Annotated in this window: 24 protein-coding genes and 3 pseudogenes; 13 read left to right on the top strand and 14 right to left on the bottom strand. The window is 52.3% G+C overall.

Annotated features, from left to right (window positions below; genetic code table 11):
* Positions 1-11: 11 nt before the first annotated feature.
* The 7 genes and pseudogenes from BTJ39_RS04975 to gcvA all read right to left on the bottom strand — a co-directional run bounded on the left by BTJ39_RS04975 (position 12) and on the right by gcvA (position 6,716).
* A pseudogene (locus BTJ39_RS04975) lies at positions 12-1,276 on the bottom strand (PTS transporter subunit IIC).
* 22 nt (positions 1,277-1,298) lie between these two features.
* Positions 1,299-1,595 carry a PTS sugar transporter subunit IIB gene (locus tag BTJ39_RS04970; protein WP_078001569.1) on the bottom strand — a complete coding sequence of 99 codons (297 nt, stop codon included), beginning with the start codon at positions 1,593-1,595 and terminating at the stop codon, positions 1,299-1,301.
* Positions 1,596-1,613: 18 nt separating this feature from the next.
* A complete protein-coding gene (gene gatA / locus BTJ39_RS04965; RefSeq protein WP_078001568.1) occupies positions 1,614-2,063 on the bottom strand; it encodes a PTS galactitol transporter subunit IIA in 450 nt (149 codons plus the stop codon).
* A gap of 493 nt (positions 2,064-2,556) precedes the next feature.
* Positions 2,557-3,525, bottom strand: a complete 969-nt coding sequence (locus BTJ39_RS04960) for a sugar-binding transcriptional regulator (RefSeq protein WP_078001567.1) — start codon at positions 3,523-3,525, stop codon at positions 2,557-2,559.
* A 234-nt stretch (positions 3,526-3,759) separates the two neighbouring features.
* Entirely contained in the window at positions 3,760-4,596 is an 837-nt protein-coding gene (locus BTJ39_RS04955) for a DMT family transporter (RefSeq protein ID WP_078001566.1), read from the bottom strand.
* Positions 4,597-4,693: 97 nt separating this feature from the next.
* The gene (locus BTJ39_RS04950; protein WP_078001565.1) at positions 4,694-5,470 is read right to left on the bottom strand and encodes an SDR family NAD(P)-dependent oxidoreductase; all 777 of its coding nucleotides are present in this window, start codon (positions 5,468-5,470) and stop codon (positions 4,694-4,696) included.
* A gap of 328 nt (positions 5,471-5,798) precedes the next feature.
* Positions 5,799-6,716, bottom strand: coding sequence for a transcriptional regulator GcvA (gcvA, locus tag BTJ39_RS04945; protein WP_078001564.1), 918 nt, complete (start codon positions 6,714-6,716; stop codon positions 5,799-5,801).
* 298 nt (positions 6,717-7,014) lie between these two features.
* On the opposite strand from gcvA, the gene BTJ39_RS04940 reads away from it, so the two are divergent.
* The 4 genes and pseudogenes from BTJ39_RS04940 to BTJ39_RS25095 all read left to right on the top strand — a co-directional run.
* Entirely contained in the window at positions 7,015-7,296 is a 282-nt protein-coding gene (locus BTJ39_RS04940) for a hypothetical protein (RefSeq protein WP_078001563.1), read from the top strand.
* Positions 7,297-7,339: 43 nt separating this feature from the next.
* Positions 7,340-7,690 (top strand): carboxymuconolactone decarboxylase family protein, encoded by a 351-nt coding sequence (locus BTJ39_RS04935; RefSeq protein WP_078001562.1) that lies wholly within the window; start codon positions 7,340-7,342, stop codon positions 7,688-7,690.
* Positions 7,672-7,947 (top strand): annotated as a pseudogene (locus tag BTJ39_RS04930) (GNAT family N-acetyltransferase); the annotation flags it as partial. The gene BTJ39_RS04935 and the pseudogene BTJ39_RS04930, both read left to right, overlap by 19 nt.
* 107 nt (positions 7,948-8,054) lie before the next feature.
* Positions 8,055-8,183: pseudogene (locus BTJ39_RS25095) on the top strand (hypothetical protein); the annotation flags it as partial.
* A 102-nt stretch (positions 8,184-8,285) separates the two neighbouring features.
* Here BTJ39_RS25095 and ychF read toward each other — a convergent pair.
* Complete coding sequence (gene ychF / locus BTJ39_RS04925) at positions 8,286-9,377, bottom strand: redox-regulated ATPase YchF (protein ID WP_078001561.1); 1,092 nt, start codon at positions 9,375-9,377, stop codon at positions 8,286-8,288.
* Between the two features lie 380 nt (positions 9,378-9,757).
* Here ychF and BTJ39_RS04920 point away from each other — a divergent pair, with 380 nt between their 5' ends.
* Entirely contained in the window at positions 9,758-10,435 is a 678-nt protein-coding gene (locus tag BTJ39_RS04920; RefSeq protein WP_078001560.1) for an EAL domain-containing protein, read from the top strand.
* Positions 10,436-10,447: 12 nt separating this feature from the next.
* Here the strand turns inward: BTJ39_RS04920 and pth are convergent, their stop codons facing one another.
* Positions 10,448-11,041 carry an aminoacyl-tRNA hydrolase gene (gene pth, locus BTJ39_RS04915; protein ID WP_078001559.1) on the bottom strand — a complete coding sequence of 198 codons (594 nt, stop codon included), beginning with the start codon at positions 11,039-11,041 and terminating at the stop codon, positions 10,448-10,450.
* Between the two features lie 274 nt (positions 11,042-11,315).
* Here pth and ychH point away from each other — a divergent pair, with 274 nt between their 5' ends.
* Positions 11,316-11,591, top strand: a complete 276-nt coding sequence (ychH, locus tag BTJ39_RS04910; RefSeq protein ID WP_078001558.1) for a stress-induced protein YchH — start codon at positions 11,316-11,318, stop codon at positions 11,589-11,591.
* On the opposite strand, the gene BTJ39_RS04905 is transcribed toward ychH, so the two are convergent.
* The 4 genes from BTJ39_RS04905 to lolB form a co-directional block, all read right to left on the bottom strand.
* The gene (locus BTJ39_RS04905) at positions 11,588-12,766 is read right to left on the bottom strand and encodes a GGDEF domain-containing protein (protein WP_078001557.1); all 1,179 of its coding nucleotides are present in this window, start codon (positions 12,764-12,766) and stop codon (positions 11,588-11,590) included. The two genes, ychH and BTJ39_RS04905, sit on opposite strands and share 4 nt — an antisense overlap.
* A 284-nt stretch (positions 12,767-13,050) precedes the next feature.
* Complete coding sequence (gene prs, locus BTJ39_RS04900; RefSeq protein WP_139356309.1) at positions 13,051-13,998, bottom strand: ribose-phosphate diphosphokinase; 948 nt, start codon at positions 13,996-13,998, stop codon at positions 13,051-13,053.
* 119 nt (positions 13,999-14,117) lie between these two features.
* A complete protein-coding gene (ispE, locus tag BTJ39_RS04895) occupies positions 14,118-14,987 on the bottom strand; it encodes a 4-(cytidine 5'-diphospho)-2-C-methyl-D-erythritol kinase (protein WP_078001555.1) in 870 nt (289 codons plus the stop codon).
* Positions 14,984-15,607 carry a lipoprotein insertase outer membrane protein LolB gene (gene lolB / locus BTJ39_RS04890; protein ID WP_078001554.1) on the bottom strand — a complete coding sequence of 208 codons (624 nt, stop codon included), beginning with the start codon at positions 15,605-15,607 and terminating at the stop codon, positions 14,984-14,986. Before lolB ends, ispE begins: the two co-directional genes overlap by 4 nt.
* A gap of 227 nt (positions 15,608-15,834) precedes the next feature.
* Here lolB and hemA point away from each other — a divergent pair, with 227 nt between their 5' ends.
* The 6 genes from hemA (at position 15,835) to kdsA (ending at position 21,174) form a co-directional block, all read left to right on the top strand.
* The gene (hemA, locus tag BTJ39_RS04885) at positions 15,835-17,091 is read left to right on the top strand and encodes a glutamyl-tRNA reductase (protein ID WP_078001553.1); all 1,257 of its coding nucleotides are present in this window, start codon (positions 15,835-15,837) and stop codon (positions 17,089-17,091) included.
* Positions 17,092-17,179: 88 nt separating this feature from the next.
* On the top strand, positions 17,180-18,262 hold the full coding sequence (prfA, locus tag BTJ39_RS04880) for a peptide chain release factor 1 (RefSeq protein WP_078001552.1): 1,083 nt from the start codon (positions 17,180-17,182) through the stop codon (positions 18,260-18,262).
* The gene (gene prmC / locus BTJ39_RS04875) at positions 18,262-19,095 is read left to right on the top strand and encodes a peptide chain release factor N(5)-glutamine methyltransferase (RefSeq protein WP_078001551.1); all 834 of its coding nucleotides are present in this window, start codon (positions 18,262-18,264) and stop codon (positions 19,093-19,095) included. Before prfA ends, prmC begins: the two co-directional genes overlap by 1 nt.
* An 8-nt stretch (positions 19,096-19,103) precedes the next feature.
* Positions 19,104-19,493, top strand: coding sequence for a SirB2 family protein (locus tag BTJ39_RS04870; RefSeq protein ID WP_078001550.1), 390 nt, complete (start codon positions 19,104-19,106; stop codon positions 19,491-19,493).
* A 3-nt stretch (positions 19,494-19,496) separates the two neighbouring features.
* Positions 19,497-20,306 (top strand): invasion regulator SirB1, encoded by an 810-nt coding sequence (gene sirB1, locus BTJ39_RS04865; RefSeq protein WP_078001549.1) that lies wholly within the window; start codon positions 19,497-19,499, stop codon positions 20,304-20,306.
* Positions 20,307-20,319: 13 nt separating this feature from the next.
* Positions 20,320-21,174 carry a 3-deoxy-8-phosphooctulonate synthase gene (kdsA, locus tag BTJ39_RS04860; protein WP_078001548.1) on the top strand — a complete coding sequence of 285 codons (855 nt, stop codon included), beginning with the start codon at positions 20,320-20,322 and terminating at the stop codon, positions 21,172-21,174.
* 61 nt (positions 21,175-21,235) lie between these two features.
* Here kdsA and chaA read toward each other — a convergent pair whose 3' ends face one another.
* Positions 21,236-22,327, bottom strand: a complete 1,092-nt coding sequence (gene chaA, locus BTJ39_RS04855; RefSeq protein ID WP_078001547.1) for a sodium-potassium/proton antiporter ChaA — start codon at positions 22,325-22,327, stop codon at positions 21,236-21,238.
* 393 nt (positions 22,328-22,720) lie between these two features.
* Here chaA and chaB point away from each other — a divergent pair, with 393 nt between their 5' ends.
* On the top strand, positions 22,721-22,951 hold the full coding sequence (chaB, locus tag BTJ39_RS04850; RefSeq protein ID WP_078001546.1) for a putative cation transport regulator ChaB: 231 nt from the start codon (positions 22,721-22,723) through the stop codon (positions 22,949-22,951).
* Positions 22,952-23,080: the final 129 nt, after the last annotated feature.

The following is a 23,080-nucleotide window of genomic DNA, read 5'->3' as shown; positions in this document are numbered from 1 at the left end:
CATTTTTAAACTCAATGGAATACTGTGCTCAACCAATAGGTCAATACTTCCCAGGGGCCGGTTAATACAAAGTCAGTACCCTGACCCTGTAGGCCTACGCCTGCGCCGTGCAGGAATTGTGTTGCGCCAGGGGCGACGTAGCCACCTAAATACATCACCACAATGGTGAACAGTAAAGTTGAAATAATTGAGCGGATGACGTTTCCGTTACTGGCCATGACCGTCATGGTACTCATGTAGATAATTGACATCAGAACGCCAATTGGGAAGATCATTATTCCCGGTAATATCAGCGCGCACAGCATGGTCAGCGGTATAGTGATAACCGTGACCGTAACGGTTGCCGGGTCGCCCAGAGCAAGCGCGCAGTCCATACCGATGTTCAATTCAGCGTCTTTACCCATCTGCTTTTGCATGATTTCTTTGGCGCTTTTACCAATCGGGGAAAGGCCTTCCATCAGCACGCCAACCACTTTAGGTAACAGGACCATTACCGCCGCAACACCCATTGCCATGGGGATAATCGTGGTGATGGGCTGTTTGGTGAGAAGACCTAACAGGCAGCCGACTATTAGGCGACAATCACGCCGATAATCGCCGGTTCACCAAATACGCCGAGGCGCTTTTGGACGCTATTTAAATCAAGATCAAGCTTATTCAGGCCTGGAATGACATCAATGATTTTGTTTACCAGCCAGGCGAAGGGCAGCGTCCAGCCGATGTGGATCATCGTGGTACAGGTGGTGCCTTCCAGACCGTAATATTTCTGCCAGCGAGGGGCAATCAGGTCGCCGATAAACAGTGCAATAACGCTGAGCGCCACGGCAATGCCGAAGCCAATCCAGAAGCTGTCAAACACGAAGTATGCCAGCGCGCCAGGTACCAGGAAATGCATGTAATTCCAGATATCAACGTTCAGCGTTTTGGTTAATTTCAGCCGGACAAGCACCAGGTTGAGAAGAATGCCGACCGGAACAACCAGCGCCGCAAAAGGTGCCACCCATGCCGCCGCCCCTACCGCCGGCCAGCCGATATCAGCAACGGTAAAGCCACTACCAATTTTTGAATAATAGGCAATGGCTGGCTGTAAAGAGCTGCTTAGCAGGTTAACCACTAACCCTAAACCAATAAAACCGATACCGACAGTGATGCCAGATTTAATGGCAGCACCCACTTTCATACGGAAAACCAGGCCTAAAATGAAGATGACAAGTGGTAGGATGGCGGTTGCCCCCATGCTTGTTATCGTTAGCATTATATTTTTTAACATTTCCATCTTGTCATCCCCTGTATTTTTATTATTCGTTTTTCGCCAGTTCGGTTAATAATTCCCCCAGCTTTTTACGCAGCGCACCTTCATTAATGCCGGTGATAAATCCTGCTACGCTCATATGCGGTTTTCCGATATCGCCTTTGTAGTTATTGGTCGTAAGAACCACATCCGCATGCTGCAATTCAGAAGGCAGTTCTGACATGCTGCATTTGTTTACTTTGTATGCGCTGATGCCATATTCCGCACAGACAGATTTCACTTCATCCGCGGCGAGGGTTGAGGTTGCGACACCGCTTCCGCAGGCGACGAGAATATTAATCATAATTATGCTCCGGAACGCTTATTGTACGATTGTGGAAGTAAACAGCACCTTGGCTTCCTCAGCAGGAAGCGCAAGTAAATTATGGTAGAAATCTTTTATTTGCAGGTTACTGAATAAGGCTTTGAGCAACTGCAGCTGATTAGCGGGATCGATAACGACTAAATTAATCACAAGTTTGACCTGCAATTGGTCGTCACCATCTGCCTGATTAACCAGAACAGGCTCAGGTAAACGCATAATGTAGATGGCCGGGCTGTTGGCGTGGTGAGCATCGCAATGCGGGATAGCGACCGAATAGCCGTCCAGCAGTATTCCGGTTGGATACATGGCTTCACGCTCACGGAGTGCTTGCAGATAGGTATCTTTCACCGTCCCTTGCGCACGCTGCTGTTTATAGATGTGCTGCAGCACCTCATCGTAATTCTGGAAAGCTGCGCCATCGGCAACATTGATAGAAACTGTACTCACCCACCGCTCCTTAATTTACTTTTTGCTCATATGAGCAAGATAAGAAATCATATGAGCATTTATAGCACATCGAATTTTCACTGGAACTGACAGCGTGCAAAAGTTATAGCTTGATCACAATAAATATCATTGGAGCGATATTGATAATGCTCATATGAGCATATGAAGCGGGTGGGCAATGGCGGAGTTGTGATTATCCTTTTGATAAATAGTGTTTTTATTTTTCACGTCAATATCACAGCGAAAATCGCCTGCTAAGCTGGAAAATAATCAGATGAGCATAATCCGCCACGGGACTGGCCGGAGCTTGGGGGGGCGGTGAGGATCAATCGATCGACGAACCGGCGCAGGCGCGCTATATGCCGCCAGCCGTTGCCGTTTGCGGCGTAGAATTTAACCCGGAATTTGAAAGCAGAGGGGGAAATATCAGAGAGACGGGGTTTACAGGGCACCGGTGTGCCCTGAGACTGGCAACGTTGTCATACTGACGCCGCTAGGCGTTAACCAGTTTTACCGCGGTATCAAAATCGGTGATCAGCACATCGAGCAAACCAGATTTGAGGGAGGCAACAATGCCTTCATACTTCTGCTCGCCACCTGCCACGCCTATTACGGTTTTGGTATTACGCAATTGCTCCGTTGAGATACCAAAGCCAAGGCGGTTCATCGGGCTATCAAGAATTTCACCTTTGCTGTTAACCAGGGTGACGCAGATATCTGCGGTGATATCTTGCTGGAAAAGAGGCTGCTGCCACGCTTGCGGAAAGATGTCGCACAAGCTTGATGAGCCGGTCTTCCAGGCGCCGATACCGGTGATGACGACATCTAACTGCGAATAATATTGCTGGGTATCAAGCACCGCAGGGTCACTGGCGAGTTTCTCAGCCAGGCTTTCATCATCTACCCACATTGGCACATACATCGGATGCGCTTTCCCTTGAGAAATGGCCGAGAGGCGGTGGATGAGATCGATTGGCCCCTGGCTAAACTCTATACCCGGATGAACGCCTGATAACTGGACAATATCCAGCTGCGGCAGGCTGCTCAATTGGCTCACGGTGCTGGACAGCACGCGTCCCCAGGCGATGCCCACTTTCATCCCTTCGGTTAGATTATCGCTAAGGTAGCTGGCAGTGATGCCACCCAGCTTTTCGTTAAGCTGCTGCTGGCTGGACCAGGACTCTGACACCGAGAGAACCACGGCCTTTTCAAGAGCATACTTTTCACAAATGTTGTGGGCTATCTCTTCATCCAGCAATTGCTGCTTTGGGAAAAGAAACTTCACATATTCCTGCTCGATCGCTTCATCAATAAGACGGGCCGCTTTGAATCGCGAAATCTCAAGCTCTTCAGCGATTTCGGTTTTCGTCTTCATCTCGACAAAATAGCGTCTGACAACGAGGGAGTAGATATAGCGGGGGTCGTAGCCTGACCATCGGCTGTTGGTTCTACGTTTGGGCATAGCAGCTTCCATTTTAAATCAGAGATAACGCCAGCAGGCATTCGCGGGTACCCCTGCAATATTTCTCAAAAGAGTACACTTTAATACGCTCATTTGATATTAACATCTGGGTTTTATCTTCCGATTATGCGACTTCTGCCACTTAATGCCGCGCGCAAGAAGTTCGCGCATCTTCGTCTTGCCTAATCCTTTCTTAATGCCTCTCTGACCCTGTGTCGCAAGCGGATATTTCATTTAAGTTTTGATGCGTTTCTTATCTGAATAAATGACCAGACTAATACCAAAGATGATAATTGCCGTTGATGTTAGCACTCTCAAACTCATCGGCTCGCTTAGGAAAAACGCCCCACCGAGTGCGGCCAGGCAGGGTACGCTAAGCTGCAATGTACTCGCGGTGGTCGATGAGATATGTGGCACGATCGAGTACCAGACCAGATAGGCGGCTCCGGAGGTGATTGCACCAGAAACAATAGCTAAAATCAGGCCCGCTGTATCAGATTGCGGAGGATAACCAAGAGCGAGTATGGCAACAAGCGATAAAGGAACCGCGAGAAGGAAATTGCCTGTTGTGGCTGCCGCCGCACTTTGGGCTTGCTTACCTCTCAGACTGTAAAAGCCCCATGCCACTCCAGAGAGAATCATCAAGACTGCTGCGTTTAACGGTGGCTTTTCTGCTCCTGGAAGTAGCAGCAGACAGATGCCAATTACTGCTGCAGCTATGCCTGCGCCCTTGAGCAGACCCAGCCTTTCCCCTTTATACAGACCCCACCCAGTCATGACGATCTGGACCGCGCCAAAAAGCAGAAGTGCTCCGGCGGCGGTATTCAAAGAAACGTATGCAATTGAGAATGTGAAAACATAGAGGCAAAGCAATACAGCATTTAACAGATTAAATTCAGGTTTAGCTTTAGCATCTCTTATTTTAAGAAGAAATATTAGCAATATTGCGCCGCTAAATAACCTGATGCCGCTAAAAGTAGAAATATCAATGTGATCTTCCTTAAGCGCTACTCGACAAAGTACAGAGTTAGCAGCAAAGGCAATCATCGCGAATATTATTTTTAGCAGCATGCTGAATATCCTTTAGCTCCACCATATCAATAATAATAGAGAGTAAGAATTACCTCCTCAAATAATGCGCTGAATGTTTCTTCGCGCAACTAAAAAGTCAGGCGTTACGGCCAGCCAGTACCCCTCCATCAACGTCCCAGACCGCGCCAGTCACCCAACTTGCTTTGTCAGAGAGCAGGAATGCAACTGATTCAGCGATATCAACAGCAGTACCAACGCGACCGACTGGATGGAAGACGTCAAAGCTGTCCATGACGCCTTTGACGTCTTCTTTTGCAATAAAGCCCTCATAAATCGGCGTATGAACTACTGCCGGTGAAACGGCATTGACGCGAATCCCCTGTGCGCCAAGTTCAATAGCGAGGTTTTTAGTCAGCGCATGAAGACCCGCTTTAGCCATAGAGTATGCTGATGAAGGTGTTGCACCGATTGCCTGCTGTGCCCACATTGAGCCGATATTAACAATCGCCCCCTTAGTACCTGCAGCAATCATGTTACGCACAACTTCTTGTGTGATGAAGAAAGTCGCGCGGTTGATGGACATATACATGTCGTAATCGCTTTCTTCATGCTCAGTAAACGGTTTCGGGAAGAAAACACCCGCCGCGTTAACAAGCAAATCGATATCTTTGTGTCTGGCGTTCAGCTCGCCAGTCACGAGATTCATCCCATCTTGCTTCATCAGGTCAGCAACAATAATGTCGGTGTGACCATAAGGTGAAAGAGACGCTTTCGCCTGATTGGCTTTATCCTGACGGCTACCGACCAGAACAACGTTTCCACCTTCATTCAGTACCAGGCGTGCTGTTTCAAGCCCCATTCCGCTGGTTCCGCCAACAACTAAAAGTTTTTTACCTTTGAATAAACCTGACATGCTTACCTCTGCTAAACGTGATATTTCGTTTCAGGCTCATTGTTACTCTGTACTGGCCTGTCCGATAACTAAATAGTGCCAGCGCGAAACTATTTACACGAGTCAGAAGATCTTTTGAATCAAGATAGAAAATCTATCAAGTCAGGGACGTTGATGACCCATTAAGGGTAACCCATTTTTCTGGATAATTTTAAGATTGTCGGTTTCATATGCCCACCGACATGAATGGTTGTTAACTGGAGTATACATTTGGTTATCCCCCCCATGCGCTGACAACCTGATATGAAATGATTTCACGCTTGGCTCGTCATAGACGTTCTCATCGAGATCAATTGATTGATGATGACTGCTGCAAAATCCATTTGCGAAAGTGAGACACTTTCGGCAAATTTTCGCAGCCAGGCCGATAAACAATATAGTAAGCCATTGGTGAAGGCAGGGAGACTTCCGGACACAGCCGCACTAAACGGCCATTCCGCAAATCATCGCTGACCATGACACTCCTGGCCAGCGCGATCCCTTGTCCTTCTGCTGCCGCCTGAAGTACAGCCGCAGAGCTGTTAATTCTCAGACCAGGACGTCGCGCGATTTCATGCTCATTAAACCGCCTCAGCCAGTCTTCCCATGTCAGGAAATCCTTGTGATCCTCCATCGATAGATCGTGGATAAGTGTTTGAGAGGGAATACCATTTATACAGTTAACAACCGGATGGGCCGCAATCAGCGAAGGGGAACAGACAGGAAATATTTCTTCGCTCATCAGAAGCTCAACATGCAATCCATCCCATTGACCCAGACCATACCTGATCCCTACGTCAATATCCTGAGCATTGAAGTCGAGCAATTTGAGTGAAGTCTGCAATCGGACATCGATATCTGGCCAGCTGCTCTGAAAGTGTTCAATGCGAGGCAATAACCATTTTGCGGCGAAAGCTGGGCTTAAAGTCACGTTGAGCACACCATCGTTACTGCCTTCTTTTAAGCGCGTCATCCCCATTGAAAGGCTGTCAAACCCTGCTTTGATATAAGGCATGGCCCGCGTAGCTGGCTCTGTGAGTACCAGCCTTACACGCCTGTTATTGCTTCGCTGAAACAGGGGAAAGCCGACAATATCCTCGAGTGAGCGTACCAATTGCCCGACGGCAGCTGGGGTGACATTTAGCTCTTCAGCCGCCAGAGAAAAGCTACCGTGGCGGGCGCTGGCTTCGAAAGCCCTTAACGCGTTTAAATGAATCGGTGTTTTCATCAGAAGAAAGAATTTCTTTGTTGTCAGGCAAGATTATCTCGTTTGTTAACGATAATTTATATTCACATAATGCACAACAGCAGGAGAAACGCAGCGCTTAAATGACGCCAGAGCAATGCTTCACATGAGAGAACGCGAGTGAATTAAAAAGTATTTCTTTAACTGGATTGTTCAATTGATTTCTTCAGCGCACCGCAATACAGGGCGTGCTGGCGTTGTGCGCTTCTGCTGACGACAACGATTAACACGATGACTTTCCCCGATGTGGGGTTAACGCCATCTGAGCCAGGAGTTCGTTATGACTTATCTGCAAATCACGTTGGACATCAGTAACGAAAATTGCCAGGCGGCAGCCGGGGTATACCAGAAATACAAGGCGCCATTCCTGTCAAAAATTGACGGGGCAGTTTCCAAAGAACTTCTTGTCCGCCCGGAAGACGTTCAGGTTCTGCACGGCTTTAACACTGAAGAACAGGCTAAGGCGTATCTAAGCTCTGAGTTGTGCTCTCAGGACGTTGTCGAAGCACTGAAACCCTATCTGAATCAGGCGCCAGACGTTCGTATTTATAACGTCGCTTAAATTAACGCCTTGACGGTCAGCATTTAAATAATTGGAGAACATTATGCTGTTAGACTGGAACGATCACCGAAATGAATTACTGGGCGTAGTCAACAAATATGCGCAATTACAGCCTGAGTTCATGAAAGGCTTGATGAAAATGGATGCGGGGGCTTCAGAAAAAGGTCATCTGGATGCCAAAACTCATGAGCTGATTGCTCTTGCCGTCGCCATCACTACCCGTTGCGACGGTTGCCTGTCAGTACACGTTAAAGCGGCAGCTAAACACGGTGCAACACGCGAAGAGATTGCCGAAGCACTGGCTGTAGCGATTTCACTCAATACCGGCGCAGCGCTTACCTACACCGCACATGCGCTTGATGCTTTTGACGCCCTGAAGAGTTCAAAGAGCTGATCGGCCATGATGATGCCGCGCCAAACGTTGTGATCATGTCAGTAGTGCTTGATCCGGCTTATCAGGGAAAGGGTTATGCCGGTTTGATGATGCGTGCCTTTATCTGTGAGATGAGACAGAGGGGCAAGAAAACAATTCATCTTATGTGCAAGACGCGTCACGTTGAGCTCTACGGCAAATTCGGCTACGCCTATATCAAGCCATCGGAGTCAGATCATGGCGGCATGGCCTGGCATGAAATGATCATGACGCTGTAGTGGTGTATTCCGGCGGGCCGACCGGCCTGCTGTCAAATCCATTTTCTTGTTCGCTGAATAGCTGGACGCCACGGCGTTACTGCGTGTCTTTTTCATCAGGTATTAAGATGTCATCTGGTGAACCGTCCTCGCCTACGGGGCTGCGGCATGTGCTCAAACGCTGTCACATGTTCATAATCGCCATTGGCGGCTCCGTCGGCACCGGATTATTTATCGCCTCTGGTGCCATAATTTCTCCATACGCTATGAAAACAAAAATCCACACGATTGCGTGGATTTTATCGGTTTTTGCGAGCTTCATAAGATGTTCTGACACCTCATGAGGCAACAGAAATCAATCAGACGTTAAACAGGAAGTTCATCACGTCGCCATCTTTAACGATGTATTCTTTACCTTCGGAGCGCATCTTGCCGGCTTCTTTGGCTCCCTGTTCGCCTTTGTAGCTGATAAAGTCATCAAAGCCGATGGTCTGAGCGCGAATAAAGCCCTTTTCAAAATCGGTATGGATTTTACCTGCCGCTTGCGGCGCGGTTGCGCCAACGGGGATGGTCCATGCGCGCACTTCTTTTACGCCGGCGGTGAAGTAGGTTTGCAGGTTTAACAAAGAATAACCCGCGCGGATGACCCGGTTGAGCCCCGGTTCTTCCAGGCCTAACTCCGCCATAAATTCATCGCGCTCTTCGTCGTCCAGCTCGGCGATGTCGGATTCCACTGCGGCGCAAACCGGTACCACAACCGAACCTTCCTGCTCAGCAATCGCGCGCACCTGGTCAAGGTAGGGGTTGTTTTCGAAACCGTCTTCGTTGACGTTGGCGATGTACATGGTGGGCTTCAGGGTCAGGAAGCTCAGGTAGCGGATCGCGGCTTTCTCTTCGGCGGAGAGGCCGAGGGCGCGCAGCATGCCGGCATTTCCCAGATGCGGCAGGCATTTCTCCAGCACTGCCTGCTCGTTTTTAGCGTCTTTATCGCCGCCTTTGGCTTTTTTCTGGATGCGGTGCAAAGCGCGCTCGCAGGTTTCCAGATCTGAAAGCGCCAGCTCGGTGTTGATAACGTCAATATCTTCCGCCGGATTGACCTTGCCGGAAACGTGAATGATATTGTCGTTCTCAAAGCAGCGCACTACGTGGCCGATAGCCTCGGTTTCGCGAATATTAGTCAGGAACTGATTACCCAGCCCTTCGCCTTTGGAAGCGCCTTTTACCAGACCGGCAATATCAACGAACTCCATCGTGGTGGGCACTGTGCGCTGTGGCTTAACGATTTCAGCCAGCTGGTCCAGACGCTGGTCAGGCATGGGAACCACGCCGGTATTCGGCTCAATGGTACAGAACGGGAAGTTAGCTGCTTCAATGCCCGCTTTGGTCAGCGCATTGAACAGGGTGGATTTTCCAACGTTTGGCAGACCCACGATACCGCATTTAAAACCCATGGTTACATCACCTTAATTGCTTTTATTTCAACACGCTATATTAACGGGCTGATGATAACTTGAAAAAACTGCCAGCATTATACACATAAATACCCGTTGATTGGGGGCGATTTAATCGCTAAACGTCAACTTGCCGCATGACTTGCACTGTGCGCTGCGGGCGAGGTCAGGCGCTTTGCTATCGCAGTTAAAGGCAGGCCGGGTTTACCGGGAAACAGGGCGGGGTGATATTGCAATATTGTTGCAGAAAACCAATAAAGTTTGCTGCTGCCGGTGCCGATAAAACAGCTAATCGCGCAGAGACACTCCCGGCTGATGTATTCACCGGCGCGGGAACAGGTGCGATTTTTTTAACCGGCAGTATCGCAACGGCAAACTATATGACCAATGAATTTATTTGCGCGCCAATCCATGCGCCTGACGGCGAGCTAATCGGCGTGGACCTTAGCCTCTGCGCTGAGAGCGAGTGGCAGGATGAACGAGCCGCGGCGCGCGGTAGTTATTCGCAGTTATCGTTTACTGAAAAAGAAGGGTTATTGTTCAGGCAACTGCTGGTGGTTGAGCAGCATGCGGATTTTTTCCTCGGCAATAATCTGGTATGCGGCATTAATATTGATTTTCATCTGGCGCGCATCATTACCGGCTCGCAGGTTATTCAGCAAATTTTAAGCCAGCTGCCGTTTATCCGTCTCAAGCTGTCGGAAAAGTTTCCCAATTTGCATGACGGGCCGGAAAACCCGCTGATCCGTAGCCTGATAGCGCTGCAATACCGGCTGTGGCTTGACGACCTCGGTGCCGGTTTCGGCAACCTGCACGCGCTGCAGTCGCGTATATTTGAAGCGGTGAAACTGGACAGACGTTTTTATCTGAAGAACGTCGGCAAGGCGTTTTTCCCGGTGATCATTAATAAGATTAGCCAGTACAGCGAGCGCATTATTATTGAAGGGGTAGAAAGTAAACAGCAGCTTGAAACCCTGCGCGCCTGTCACATCTGGGGCGTACAGGGGTATTACGAGCCCGCTATGCCGTTGAACTGCCTGACGCGCGGTCTGGGTTAACCCGAACGTCCATTAGCCCTGCGGTTTAAAGGCGTGCAGCCGATTCATCGCTTTCAGGCGATCGTTTTCCCGCAGCCAGAGTTCGGTACAGCGGGCCGCTTCGTCGATAGCGTCATCAATCAGTTTCTGCTCTGCGGGCTGAGGTTTGCCGAGCACGAAGCCGGTGACTTTATTACGATCTCCGGGATGACCAATGCCGATGCGTAGCCGGTGGAAGTTCAGGTTGTTGCCGAGCTTGCTGATGATGTCCTTCAGGCCATTGTGACCGCCGTGGCCGCCCCCTTGCTTAAGCTTGGCTATGCCGGGCGGCAGGTCCAGCTCATCGTGGGCCACCAGAATTTCTTCCGGCGCGATACGGTAGAAGCCAGCCATAGCCGCGACGGCTTTACCGCTCAGGTTCATAAAGGTTGTCGGTACCAGCAGGCGTATATCTTCCCCGGCGATAGCAAGGCGTCCGGTATAGCCATAAAACTTTGGCTCATCTTTCAGCGACTGATTGTGGCGCTGTGCCAGATAATCAACATACCAGGCGCCGGCATTGTGGCGGGTTGCGGCATATTCTGCGCCAGGATTGGCAAGACCGACGATCAGCTTAATTGCTTCCACGTAATGTTCCCGATGAATAACACATTTCAGGGCGTCAGTTTACTGCCTGTCGGAGCTGAACTCAAAGCGTAACGCGATATAGCAATAGTCAATAATTACACTTAGTGATTATTCGCTTTTTTAGGGAAAATCAGCGGTATAGAAGTAAAGTTATGTCAAAATATTAACAATAAGTGTGATCCTGCGCGCAACCTAAACCGCGTTCATTTTCTAAACTGATAGGCGTCAGGCAACGGAGCTTGCCCATTTCCAAATTTTTCAGGAGGTGACAGTCATGAGCAGAAAATATGTTTTTGTTACGGGCAATATACTGATGGCGCTAGGTCTACTGGTAATGATCCTCGGCATTGTCTGTTCGGTGATCAACCAGCTGCCAGCTTTAAATCTGCCGGGATTGCTCTCTCAGGGAGCGATATTCGCCATTTTTGTCGGCGCTATGCTTTGGCTGGCGGGTGCGCGCCTCGGCGGCAGAGAAAAAGTGGCAGACCGCTACTTCTGGCTGCGCCACTATGGCGACAAGCGCTGCCGGCGCCATCATCCGGGACACTAGGCGGATAAACCCGTCGCCAGCGTGGGTGGATTCTGGTGAATTTCCCTGGCGTCCACCACACAGTTTCTTCCCCGGGCTTTAGCCCGGTAAAGCGCGTCGTCGGCTTCTGTCATCAGATTACCCACATTCAGGCTGCCGCCGCCATCGCTGGCGACACCAATGCTAACGGTGTAATCAACGCCATCCGGCTGCGCCTGCGCCGTTTCGCTGCGAATTAGCTCAGCGATGACCAGCGCCTGCGCTTTTTCTACGATCATCACCGCAGCAAACTCTTCGCCACCCAGGCGGGCAAACCAGCCTTCGAGCGGCATATGACCCTGTGCTATCTGACAAAAATTAATCAGCGTCCGGTCACCCTGGGTATGGCCGAAGCGATCGTTAATGCTTTTAAAATGGTCGAGGTCGAACAGCAGTACGCTTAACGGCTGACGGCTGCGCTTGCATTGCTGACGACACTTCTCCGCCTGTTGAAAGAGCGCACGCCGGTTCCAGACGCCGGTCAGCGGGTCGAGCAGCGATGCCTGCTTATATTGCAGCTGGTTGCGCTCGTTAACCATGGCCAGAAAGGTGAAATTGAGTCCGATAACCAACAGGATGGATTCAATAATTACCCAGACAGAGAAGGTGGAGCCGCCGATGGCGCCATACTGCGAACTGGCAACGCCGGCATCCATCAATATGCGCATCAGATTAAAAACTATATGGACCCATAGCAGCAGCTGCGCCGGCCACCAGGTGACCGGCAGGATAGTGCGCGTGCGGTACAGCTCACGGATCATTAAGGCCGTGTAAATAACGCACAGCAGGGCGGAGACCAGCACGCGTTTGGGCAGCGAGTGATAAAACGCCGGAAACAGACACAGCACCGCCCACAGCGTCATACCCAGTAACCAGCCATAGCCGCAGGCGGCGCCGCGAAAAGCGCGAAAAGCATTCAGCAGAATGCCATAGGCCACCAGAATCAGCATGTTTCCCGCGACTACCGGGAAAAACAGCGCGCCATTTGCCCGCAGGCTGCTCAGCCAGAGTCCGCTCAGGGTGAGACAAAGCGCCAGGCACAGGTAGCCCAGGGTTCGGTCATACTGAGCGCCACGCCAGGCGAAAAACATAATGATCACCAGAAACAGCGTCACATAGAGTTCGCAGACAAATAGCGTGTAGACGTCGAGCGTCATAGTCGAAATGGTCCTGAGCAGGGAGGCACTGCAAAATAACACTTATGAATCATGGCGGGTAGGGGGGCGCGTCCGGAGTATGACAAAACGTAAATTTAACGGGAGTAAAGTGGTTTTCGCGGCATTTTATCGTGGGGTAATAACGATGTATCGCGTTTACTACTGACCTGGCGGGATTATTGGCGGTGAAAAGACGGTGTTCCTCAGGCGGGTAACATTGCAACTTTATTAATTTGTGCTACCGGGTGGATAACCGCGGGATGGGGCGACCCATCCCGCGGTGATTAATGCTCGAACATGGCAGAGATAGACTCTTCATTGCTAATACGGCGGATGGCTTCAGCCAGCATGCCGGACAGCGTCAGAGTGCGCACGTTAGGCAGCGTTTTAATCTCATCAGATAGCGGAATTGTGTCGCACACGACTACTTCGTCAATCACTGAGTTACGCAGATTTTCTACGGCGTTACCCGAAAAAATGGGGTGAGTCGCGTAGGCAAAAACGCGTTTGGCGCCGCGCTCTTTCAGCGCTTCAGCTGCTTTGCACAGGGTGCCGCCGGTGTCGATCATATCGTCAACCAGCACGCAGTCGCGGTTAGCAACGTCGCCGATAATGTGCATCACCTGGGATACGTTAGCGCGCGGACGCCGCTTATCGATAATCGCCATGTCGGTGTCGTTAAGCAGCTTGGCGATGGCGCGGGCGCGCACAACGCCGCCGATATCCGGCGAAACAACAATCGGATTTTCCAGTCCTATTTGCAGCATATCTTCCAGCAGGATCGGGCTGCCGAAGACGTTATCAACCGGAACATCAAAAAAGCCCTGAATCTGCTCGGCATGAAGATCGACCGTTAATACCCGGTCAACGCCGACGCTGGAAAGAAAATCCGCAACCACTTTGGCGGTAATTGGCACGCGAGCAGAACGGACGCGACGGTCCTGACGGGCATAGCCAAAGTAGGGGATCACTGCAGTAATTCGACCAGCAGAAGCACGACGCAGCGCGTCGACCATCACGACCAGTTCCATCAGGTTGTCATTCGTGGGAGCACAGGTGGACTGGATGATGAAAATATCACCACCGCGTACATTTTCATTAATTTGTACGCTGACTTCACCATCGCTGAAACGACCGACGGCGGCGTCGCCCAGGCTGGTGTAAAGGCGGTTGGCAATACGTTGAGCTAGTTCCGGGGTGGCGTTACCAGCAAAAAGCTTCATATCAGGCACGAGAAGAACCTCAGGCTTGCGTCCAGAGAATGATCTCAGCAAGCGTCGGCGGGCAGACGCTATGGGATCAGACGGGTATGTGATGAACTGGTTGCTGCATCAGGAACGGAGTGATGCGGTCAGACCAGCTCAGAATGCCCGGAAAGCGTGCGATATAAGGGCGAAAGATTAACGCCTTTAGCCACAAATCCCTGCACTCCTTTCGGGGCCTTTTCCAGCACCTGACGAGCAGCGGACTCGGTGTCAAATTCAGCGAACACGCAAGCCCCGGTTCCTGTCAGGCGCGACGGCGCGTATTCTAGCAGCCAGACGAGAAGTGTATCAACCTCGCGAAAACGATTTCTTACGGCTGTCTCACAATCATTACGGAATTTTTGCTGTAGCAGGCTATTAAGATCGCGCGCTGGCGTATCACGAGTGAGCGCCGCATCGCTAAAAACCAGCGGCGTTGAAACGCTGACGCCGGGGTGCATCACCAGATACCATTTTTCCGGCGGCGATACCGGCTGGAGCTGCTCGCCAACCCCTTCGGCGAAAGCGGCGTGGCCGCGCACAAATACCGGTACGTCGGCGCCCAGCGTCAGACCGAGCCGGGCGAGGGTATCGATATCATAATCCAGCTGCCACAGCGCGTTGAGCGCAACCAGGGCGGTGGCGGCATTTGACGAGCCGCCGCCCAGCCCGCCGCCCATCGGCAGGTGCTTTTCAACCTGAAAAACGGCGCCCGCGCGCGGTGACAGGCGATGGTCGGCAATAGCCTGCTCGCGCAGCAGGCGCGCAGCGCGAACGATCAGATTGCTGTCATGCTCAACGCCGACCACCTCGTTAACCAGGCGTAGTTCACCGCTGTTATTGGTATCAATATGCAGCAGGTCGCCGTAATCAAGAAACTGAAACAGCGTCTGTAAATTGTGATAGCCGTCGGGACGACGGCCGGTTATGTACAAAAACAGATTGAGCTTTGCCGGCGCGGGCCAGGTTGTGATCATTTTAGCGTCCAGCTGTCCATCCGCAGCTTAATGCGCTGGCCGTCCTGGGTGAGCTCCAGATTAGAAGGCAGGGCGGGGTTCTGCTTGTTGTCATAGCTATTAAATACCACCTTCCACTGCTGGCCGTTGCGGCTGTAGTCAACGGTTTTCAGCTGATACTTATCATCAAGCGTGTAGTCGCTGGCGTCGCCCGGCAGTCCCACCATCCACTGACGCAGATCGTTGAGCGGAATATCCATGCCGGTCAGCTGCGAGATCATCTTCTCAGCATCGTCGCTGACGTAGCGTTTGCCTTTATTGTCGATCAGCTGAACCACTTTACCCTGCACATCGAGCTGCAGCTCAGTGCTGCCCAGCGGGTTAGTCAGCAGCAGACGGTAGCGATCGGGGGCGGTTTGCTGCCAGTTGAAGCGAGCATAAACTTTTTGTCTATCGGAGATATAGGCAAAAGCGCCACGGGTTTGATAATGGGTAATCTGGCTTACCGCCTGCTGGTGTTGCTGCCACTGCGGCGAGTCGGGGCTTTTACCCGGGCCCATAGGTTTATTGATGCTACAGGCGGCCAGTAATACGCTGGCAAGCGGCAAAAGCCGCAGAAAACGGGGGTTCCGTGTGAACATAGCTTGGGTCATCTCCTCAGACTCGACGTTAGCATTGTAGCTAAATTTAACCGCTCAAACTAACCAGCCTGATCGGACACGTCAATCGAGAAATTGTCCTGATTTATACAAGAGATGCCTGTTTGTTTACCGGCAGCACGCGGAGTCCCTTTCCTTGCTAACTAGCATCTTGTAGAATGCGCCTCATATAACCCTATCGACTGTGGGATCACTCAGACCAAATCACCATGACGCTTCTGGCACTCGGTATCAATCACAAAACGGCACCCGTTGCGCTGCGCGAACGCGTAGCCTTTGCGCCGGACATTCTCGACCATGCGCTGGAGAGCCTGCTGGCTCAGCCGCAGGTCCAGGGTGGCGTGGTGCTGTCGACCTGTAACCGCACCGAACTGTATCTGAGCGTTGAACAGCAGGCCGATTTGCAGGAAAGATTGGTTAGCTGGCTGTGTGATTATCATAAGGTGAGTGAAGCTGACGTGCGCAGCAGCCTTTACTGGCATCAGGAAAACGAGGCGGTAAGCCATCTGATGCGTGTTGCCAGCGGCCTTGATTCGCTGGTGCTGGGCGAGCCGCAAATCCTCGGGCAGGTCAAAAAAGCCTACGCCGATTCTATGCGCGGCCACGCCAACTCCAGTGAACTGGAGCGCCTGTTCCAGAAAACCTTTTCAGTGGCCAAGCGCGTTCGTACCGAAACTGATATCGGCGCCAGCGCGGTGTCAGTGGCGTTTGCCGCCTGCACGCTGGCGCGACAAATTTTTGAATCGCTGACTACGGTTAACGTGCTGTTAGTCGGCGCCGGCGAAACCATTGAGCTGGTGGCCCGCCATCTGCGCGAACACCGGGTGCAAAAGCTGATGATCGCTAACCGTACCCGCGAACGTGCGCAGCTGCTGGCTGATGAGGTCGGGGCCGAGGTGATTGGTATCGCCGATATCGACGCCCGCCTTGGCGAAGCGGATATTATTATTAGCTCAACGGCCAGCCCGCTGCCGATTATTGGCAAAGGCATGGTCGAACGTGCGCTCAAGCAGCGGCGCAATCAGCCAATGCTGCTGGTGGATATTGCGGTACCGCGAGACGTTGAACCCGAGGTCGGCAAGCTGGCTAACGCCTATCTGTATAGCGTTGACGACCTGCAGGCGATTATTGATAAAAACATGGCTCAGCGTCAGGCCGCCGCGCGCGAGGCGGAAAGCATCGTTTTACAGGAAAGCAGCGAGTTTATGTCATGGTTGCGCGCGCAAAGCGCCGTTGAAACCATCCGTGAATACCGTACCTCGGCCGAGCTGATCCGCCAGGAGCTGGAAAGTAAAGCGCTGGCGGCGCTAAGCCAGGGCGTCGACCCGCAAATAGTACTCAACGAGCTGGCGCACAAGCTGACCAACCGCCTGATCCACGCGCCGACCAAATCATTGCAGCAGGCGGCGCGCGACGGTGACCATGAGCGCCTGCACCTGCTTCGCAACAGTTTAAGCCTCGATTAGATATACTCCGCCGCAGCGAAAGCCGCGGCGGAGTCCATTCTGCCGTACGATTTTTCTCATCTCTTTTGACAAGGTACCTATTACAACGATGAAAGCCTCTATTGTCGCCAAACTGGAAGCGCTTCAGGAACGCCATGAAGAAGTGGAAGCGATGCTCGGCGATGCCGGCGTTATTGCAGACCAGGAGCGGTTCCGGGCGCTGTCGCGCGAATATGCTCAGCTTACCGACGTGACCAGCTGTTTTCGGCGCTGGCAGCAGGTACAAGAAGACCTGCAGGCCGCGCAAATGATGCTTGATGATGTTGAAATGCGTGATATGGCGCAGGAGGAGCTAAAAGCCCTGCGCGAACAGAGTGAAGAGATGGAGCAGCAGCTGCAGGTGCTACTGTTGCCAAAAGATCCTGATGACCACCGCTCCTGCTTCGTCGAGGTGCGCGCCGGGACCGGCGGCGATGAGGCCGCGATTTTCGCCGGCGACCTGTTTCGCATGTACAGCCGCTATGCTGAAAGCCGCCGCTGGCAGGTGGAAATTCTCAGTGCCAATGACGGTGAGCATGGCGGCTACAAAGAGGTTATCGCCCGTATCGCCGGCGAGGGGGCTTACGGCCGGCTTAAGTTCGAGTCCGGCGGTCACCGGGTGCAGCGGGTGCCGGAAACGGAATCTCAGGGACGCATTCATACCTCGGCCTGCACCGTGGCGGTTATGCCTGAACTGCCGGAAGCGGAGATGCCGGATATTAACCCTGGCGACCTGAAAATCGACACCTTCCGTTCATCGGGCGCGGGCGGTCAGCACGTTAACACCACCGACTCCGCAATCCGCATTACTCACTTGCCCACCGGCATTGTGGTGGAGTGTCAGGATGAGCGCTCCCAGCATAAAAACAAAGCGAAAGCGCTGGCGGTACTCGGCGCCCGTATTCGTGCGGCGGAAACGGCGAAGCGTCAGCAGGAAGAAGCCTCGACCCGACGTAACCTGCTGGGCAGCGGTGACCGTTCCGACCGTAACCGCACCTATAACTTTCCGCAGGGAAGGGTGACCGATCACCGTATTAACCTGACGCTCTACCGGCTGGACGAAGTGATGGAAGGCAAACTTGATATGCTGGTTGAGCCTATTGTGCATGAACATCAGGCCGATCAGCTGGCGGCGCTGGCCGGGCAGGAGTAATGCGTATCCGTGAGTGGCTGGCCGCCGCCGCTGCGCGTCTGAAAAACAGTGAAAGTGCGCGACGCGACGCGGAAATTTTGCTGACCTTTGTCACTGGCAAGGGCCGCAGCTGGATACGCGCGTTCGATGAAACCGTGCTGGATGACGCGCAGCTGGCTACCCTTGATACGCTGCTGGCCCGGCGAGAAAAGGGCGAACCTGTCGCTTATCTTACCGGTGAGCGCGAGTTCTGGTCGCTGGCGCTACAGGTTTCACCTGCCACGCTGATCCCACGGCCTGATACAGAGACGCTGGTCGAGCGCGCGCTGGAAAAAATGGTCGCGCCGCAAGGGCTGGCGCTGGATTTGGGCACTGGCACCGGCGCCATCGCGCTGGCGCTGGCCAGTGAGCGGCCCGGCTGGCAGGTCATCGGCGTTGATCGCGTCGGGCAGGCGGTCAGTCTGGCGCAGCACAATGGTAAAACGCTGGCAATAAATAACGCCTGCTTTTTGCTTAGCAACTGGTTTTCCGGGCTGCACGATCGGCGTTTTGATCTGATTGTCAGTAATCCGCCCTATATTGATGCAGAAGATAGTCATCTTACGCAGGGTGATGTGCGATTCGAACCGGCCAGCGCGCTGGTTGCCGATGAGCAGGGGCTGGCTGATATTCGCCATATTGTTCTGCACGCGGCGGCGCACCTGCATAGCGGTGGCTGGCTGCTGCTGGAGCACGGCTGGCAGCAGGCCGACAGCGTGCGTCAGATGCTGTGCGCTGCGGGTTTTGTCAAGGTTGAAACCTGCCGGGACTATGGTGGTAATGAGCGCATTACTTTTGGACAGAGAGCTACGTGAGTAACCCCATGAGTTGGTATCCGCTGATTAAAAACCTCCATATCCTCACTGTCATCATCAGTCTGAGCCTGTTCGTGCTGCGCTTTTTCTGGCTGTTGCGCTCACCGGCGCGCCTGCAGCAGCGCTGGGTGAAGATCGCGCCGCACCTTAATGATACGCTGCTGCTGCTGTCCGGCATTACCCTGGCGACCTTGATGCAGCTTGGCGTATTGCTAACGCAGGATAGCTGGCTGACTGAGAAGCTAATTGGCGTTATTATCTACATCGCACTAGGCTCGATAGCTTTAGGACGTCGTCCTCGATCGCAAAAAATACGTCTGACGGCCTTTATTATCGCGCTGGCGGTGGTAGCTCTGGTCATTCGGCTGGCTATCACTAAAAGTCTTTTACTGGGGTAAATAATGACCTCTCTTACAGAATTTGATTTTCACGGGGCGCCGCTCAGCGAGGCGGCAATTGTTGCATCACAGGCTATTCGCCAGGACTTTCCCGCAGAGCGGGTGCGCGCACAGCTGAAGGCGCTGGTAGCCGAGGCCAGGGAGGTTATTCCCGCTGGCCTTGAGCAGGATATGCAGGTCAGTCAGCTGCTGGAGCTGTTCTATCAGCGCTGGCGCTTTGGCGGCGCCAGCGGGGTTTATCGTCTTTCCGACGTACTCTGGCTGGATAACGTGTTACATACCCGTCAGGGGTCGGCGGTATCGCTCGGCATTGTGTTGTTACACATCGCACACGAGCTTAAGCTACCCCTGATGCCGGTGATTTTCCCCACCCAGTTGATTCTGCGCGCCGACTGGCTGGATGGTGAAATGTGGCTGATTAATCCATTTGATGGCGAAACCCTTGATGAGCACACGCTGGACGTGTGGCTAAAAGGGAACATTGGTCCGGTCGAAGAGCTGTTTGAAGACGATTTAGAAGAGGCAGAGCCGGTAGTCGTTATTCGTAAAATGCTCGATACCCTGAAATCGGCGTTGATGGAAGAGAAGCAGATGGAGCTGGCGCTGCAAGCCAGCCAGGTGCTGGTGCAGATGGATCCGGAAGACCCGTATGAAATTCGCGATCGCGGGCTTATTTTTGCTCAGCTTGAGTGTGAACATATTGCTCTGACCGATCTGACCTATTTTGTTGAACAGTGCCCGGAAGATCCAATCAGCGAGCTGATAAAGGTGCAGATCAACGCGATAGAACACAAGCAGATTACCCTTCATTAAATAAGGCGAAGACATGAAAGAAAAAGTTGTCAGCATTGGCGAGATTAAAGTGGCAAACGATCTGCCGTTTGTACTTTTTGGCGGTATGAACGTGCTGGAGTCGCGCGACTTGGCGATGCGCATTTGCGAACATTATGTCACCGTCACGCAAAAGCTGAATATTCCTTACGTATTTAAAGCCTCGTTTGATAAAGCTAATCGCTCTTCTATCCGCTCATACCGCGGGCCGGGTCTGGAAGAGGGCATGCGAATTTTTCAGGATATTAAGCAGGCTTTCGGCGTTAAGCTTATCACCGATATTCATGAGCCGTCCCAGGCGCAGCCGGTATCCGAAGTGGTTGATGTTATCCAGCTACCTGCTTTTCTGGCGCGTCAGACCGATCTGGTCGAGGCGATGGCGAAAACCGGCGCGGTGATTAACGTGAAAAAGCCGCAGTTTGTCAGTCCCGGCCAGATGGGAAACATCGTGGAGAAATTTGCCGAAGGCGGCAATGACCAGGTGATCCTCTGCGAGCGCGGCGCTAACTTTGGCTACGATAATCTGGTGGTTGATATGCTGGGTATCAACGTGATGAAAAACGCCACTAAAAACAGCCCGGTAATTTTCGATGTTACCCATGCGCTGCAAACTCGCGACCCGTTCGGCGCCGCATCCGGCGGCCGCCGCGCTCAGGTTGGCGAACTGGCTCGTGCCGGCATGGCGGTAGGGTTAGCCGGTCTGTTTATTGAGGCGCATCCTGAACCGAACAGCGCTAAATGCGATGGCCCTTCAGCGCTGCCGCTAAACAAGCTGGAACCGTTCCTGGCGCAGATGAAAGCCATCGACGATCTGGTGAAAAGCTTTCCCGAACTGGATACCTCTCACTAAAGAAAAGTCCCTTCAATTGTTTAAAAGGAGTCGCGGCAGCGACTCCTTTTTTTATCTGCGGTTACAGCATGATGGTCATCAGATAGGCGGCAAACAGCGCCAGGTGGGCAGCACCGTTGAGCACGTTGGTGCGTCCGGTAGAAAACGAAACCTGGCACAGCAGCAGTGCGGCTAACATCACGACCATTTGCGGTGGTTCAAGGGCGAAAATCAGCTGCTGACCGGTCAGGGTGGCGATAATGGTCACCGCCGGCACCGTCAGCGAGATGGTGGCCAGCACCGAGCCAAAAAACAGGTTCATCGCCCGCTGTGTTTGATTGACCAGCACCGCCTTAATTGCCCCCAATCCTTCCGGTGACAGGATCAGCAGCGCCACCAGAAAACCGGTGAATTGCCCGGGTGCGTTCAGCTCGCTGAGCAGATGCTCCAGCGGATTGGCATTCATTTTGGTCACGCTGATAACCGCCAGCAGATGGATGAGCAACCAGAGCGTATGCCAGACCGAAGAGTGCGCCGAGGGCTTGCCGTGATGCGGGTCATCGCCATCGTCCTCGTGCTCATAAACAAACAGGCTCTGGTGAGTTTTGGTCTGAATCAGCAGAAAGACGCCGTACATGGCAGCGGAAATAGCCGCCACCAGCAGAGCCTGGCCGCTGGTAAAGTTACCGCCGGGCATGGCGGCGGGAAAAACCAGCGCGATTATCGCCAGTGGGAATATGGCGATCAGATATTGTTTAATGCCGCCGAGGTTAACGTACTGAGTGGCAAATTTTCGCCCGCCGAGCAGCAGCGCAAAGCCGACCAGTCCGCAGGTGACGATCATAATGATTGAGAATAGCGTATCGCGCATCAGCGCGGGCGCCGCGTCGCCGGTAGCCATCAGCGCGGAAATAAGGCTGACTTCCAGAATAACGACCGACAGGCTGAGGATTAGCGAACCGTATGGCTCTCCCAGGCGGTGCGCCAGCACGTCTGCATGGCGTACGACGCTGAATGCGCTGCTGAGTATGGCGACCAGCGCCAGTAAGTTGATGCCAATGACCGGCAGGAAGTTTTGCGATGAGCCCCATTGCCAGAGTACCAGCAGCGCGGCAACGGGAAGGATCAGACTGTATTCTTTGTGACGGGTTTTTACACCCTCCAGGCCATGCATAACGGGGTTCTCCTTGTTACATTACACCCGACGGGCGTCGCTTAACGCGGGCAGCATAATCGCCGCCAAAAGTGCGTTCGGTATCAATTGCTTTCTAATGAGGAAATTGTAGACATTTTATCAGGAAAATTCATTATTTTTACGGTTTTTTTACTATTTTGTCGTCTTTTTGCATAGCGTTCATAATTGTGCGTATTAACTTAATAAATTCTATTAAATACATGCTGTTAATTTTTTTATATAAAATTAATTTTGGTTTTTATATGGCCTTTATCCACTAAAGTATTATTTAAATGATGATTATCGCTACTTTTTTCCTTAAATCACCTGTTTTTTGCCAGATGGCGCTGGCGGGTATCGCTGCCATACTTTTATTGATTAAAGGAGGTCAGCATGCCGTACTCATCACACGCCGAATTACCGGACAGCGTACGTAACGTATTGCCCGCCCATGGGCAGGAAATCTATCAGCAGGCGTTTAATCACGCTTGGGATCAGTACAAATCAGCGCAAGCGCGCCGTGGCAATGAATCACGCGAGGAAGTGGCGCATAAAGTCGCCTGGTCCGCGGTTAAAAATCAATACCATAAAGGCGATGATGGCAAATGGCATAAAAATAGCTGAATTTCGCCTTTTGCCTTAAGTCAACTCTGGGGTTTTGCCCAACGCTGCCGATATTGTTTATAGCGATATTGGTTGTCAGGCCCGTGCCAAATTTTGACTCTGTTCACATATTTGATCCTGACGGCATAT

This window comes from Izhakiella australiensis, from assembly GCF_002006995.1.
Taxonomy (GTDB): Bacteria; Pseudomonadota; Gammaproteobacteria; order Enterobacterales; family Enterobacteriaceae; genus Izhakiella; species Izhakiella australiensis.
The sequence above is the reverse complement of the archived record's forward strand: the minus strand, read 5'-3'. Positions and strand labels throughout refer to the sequence as shown.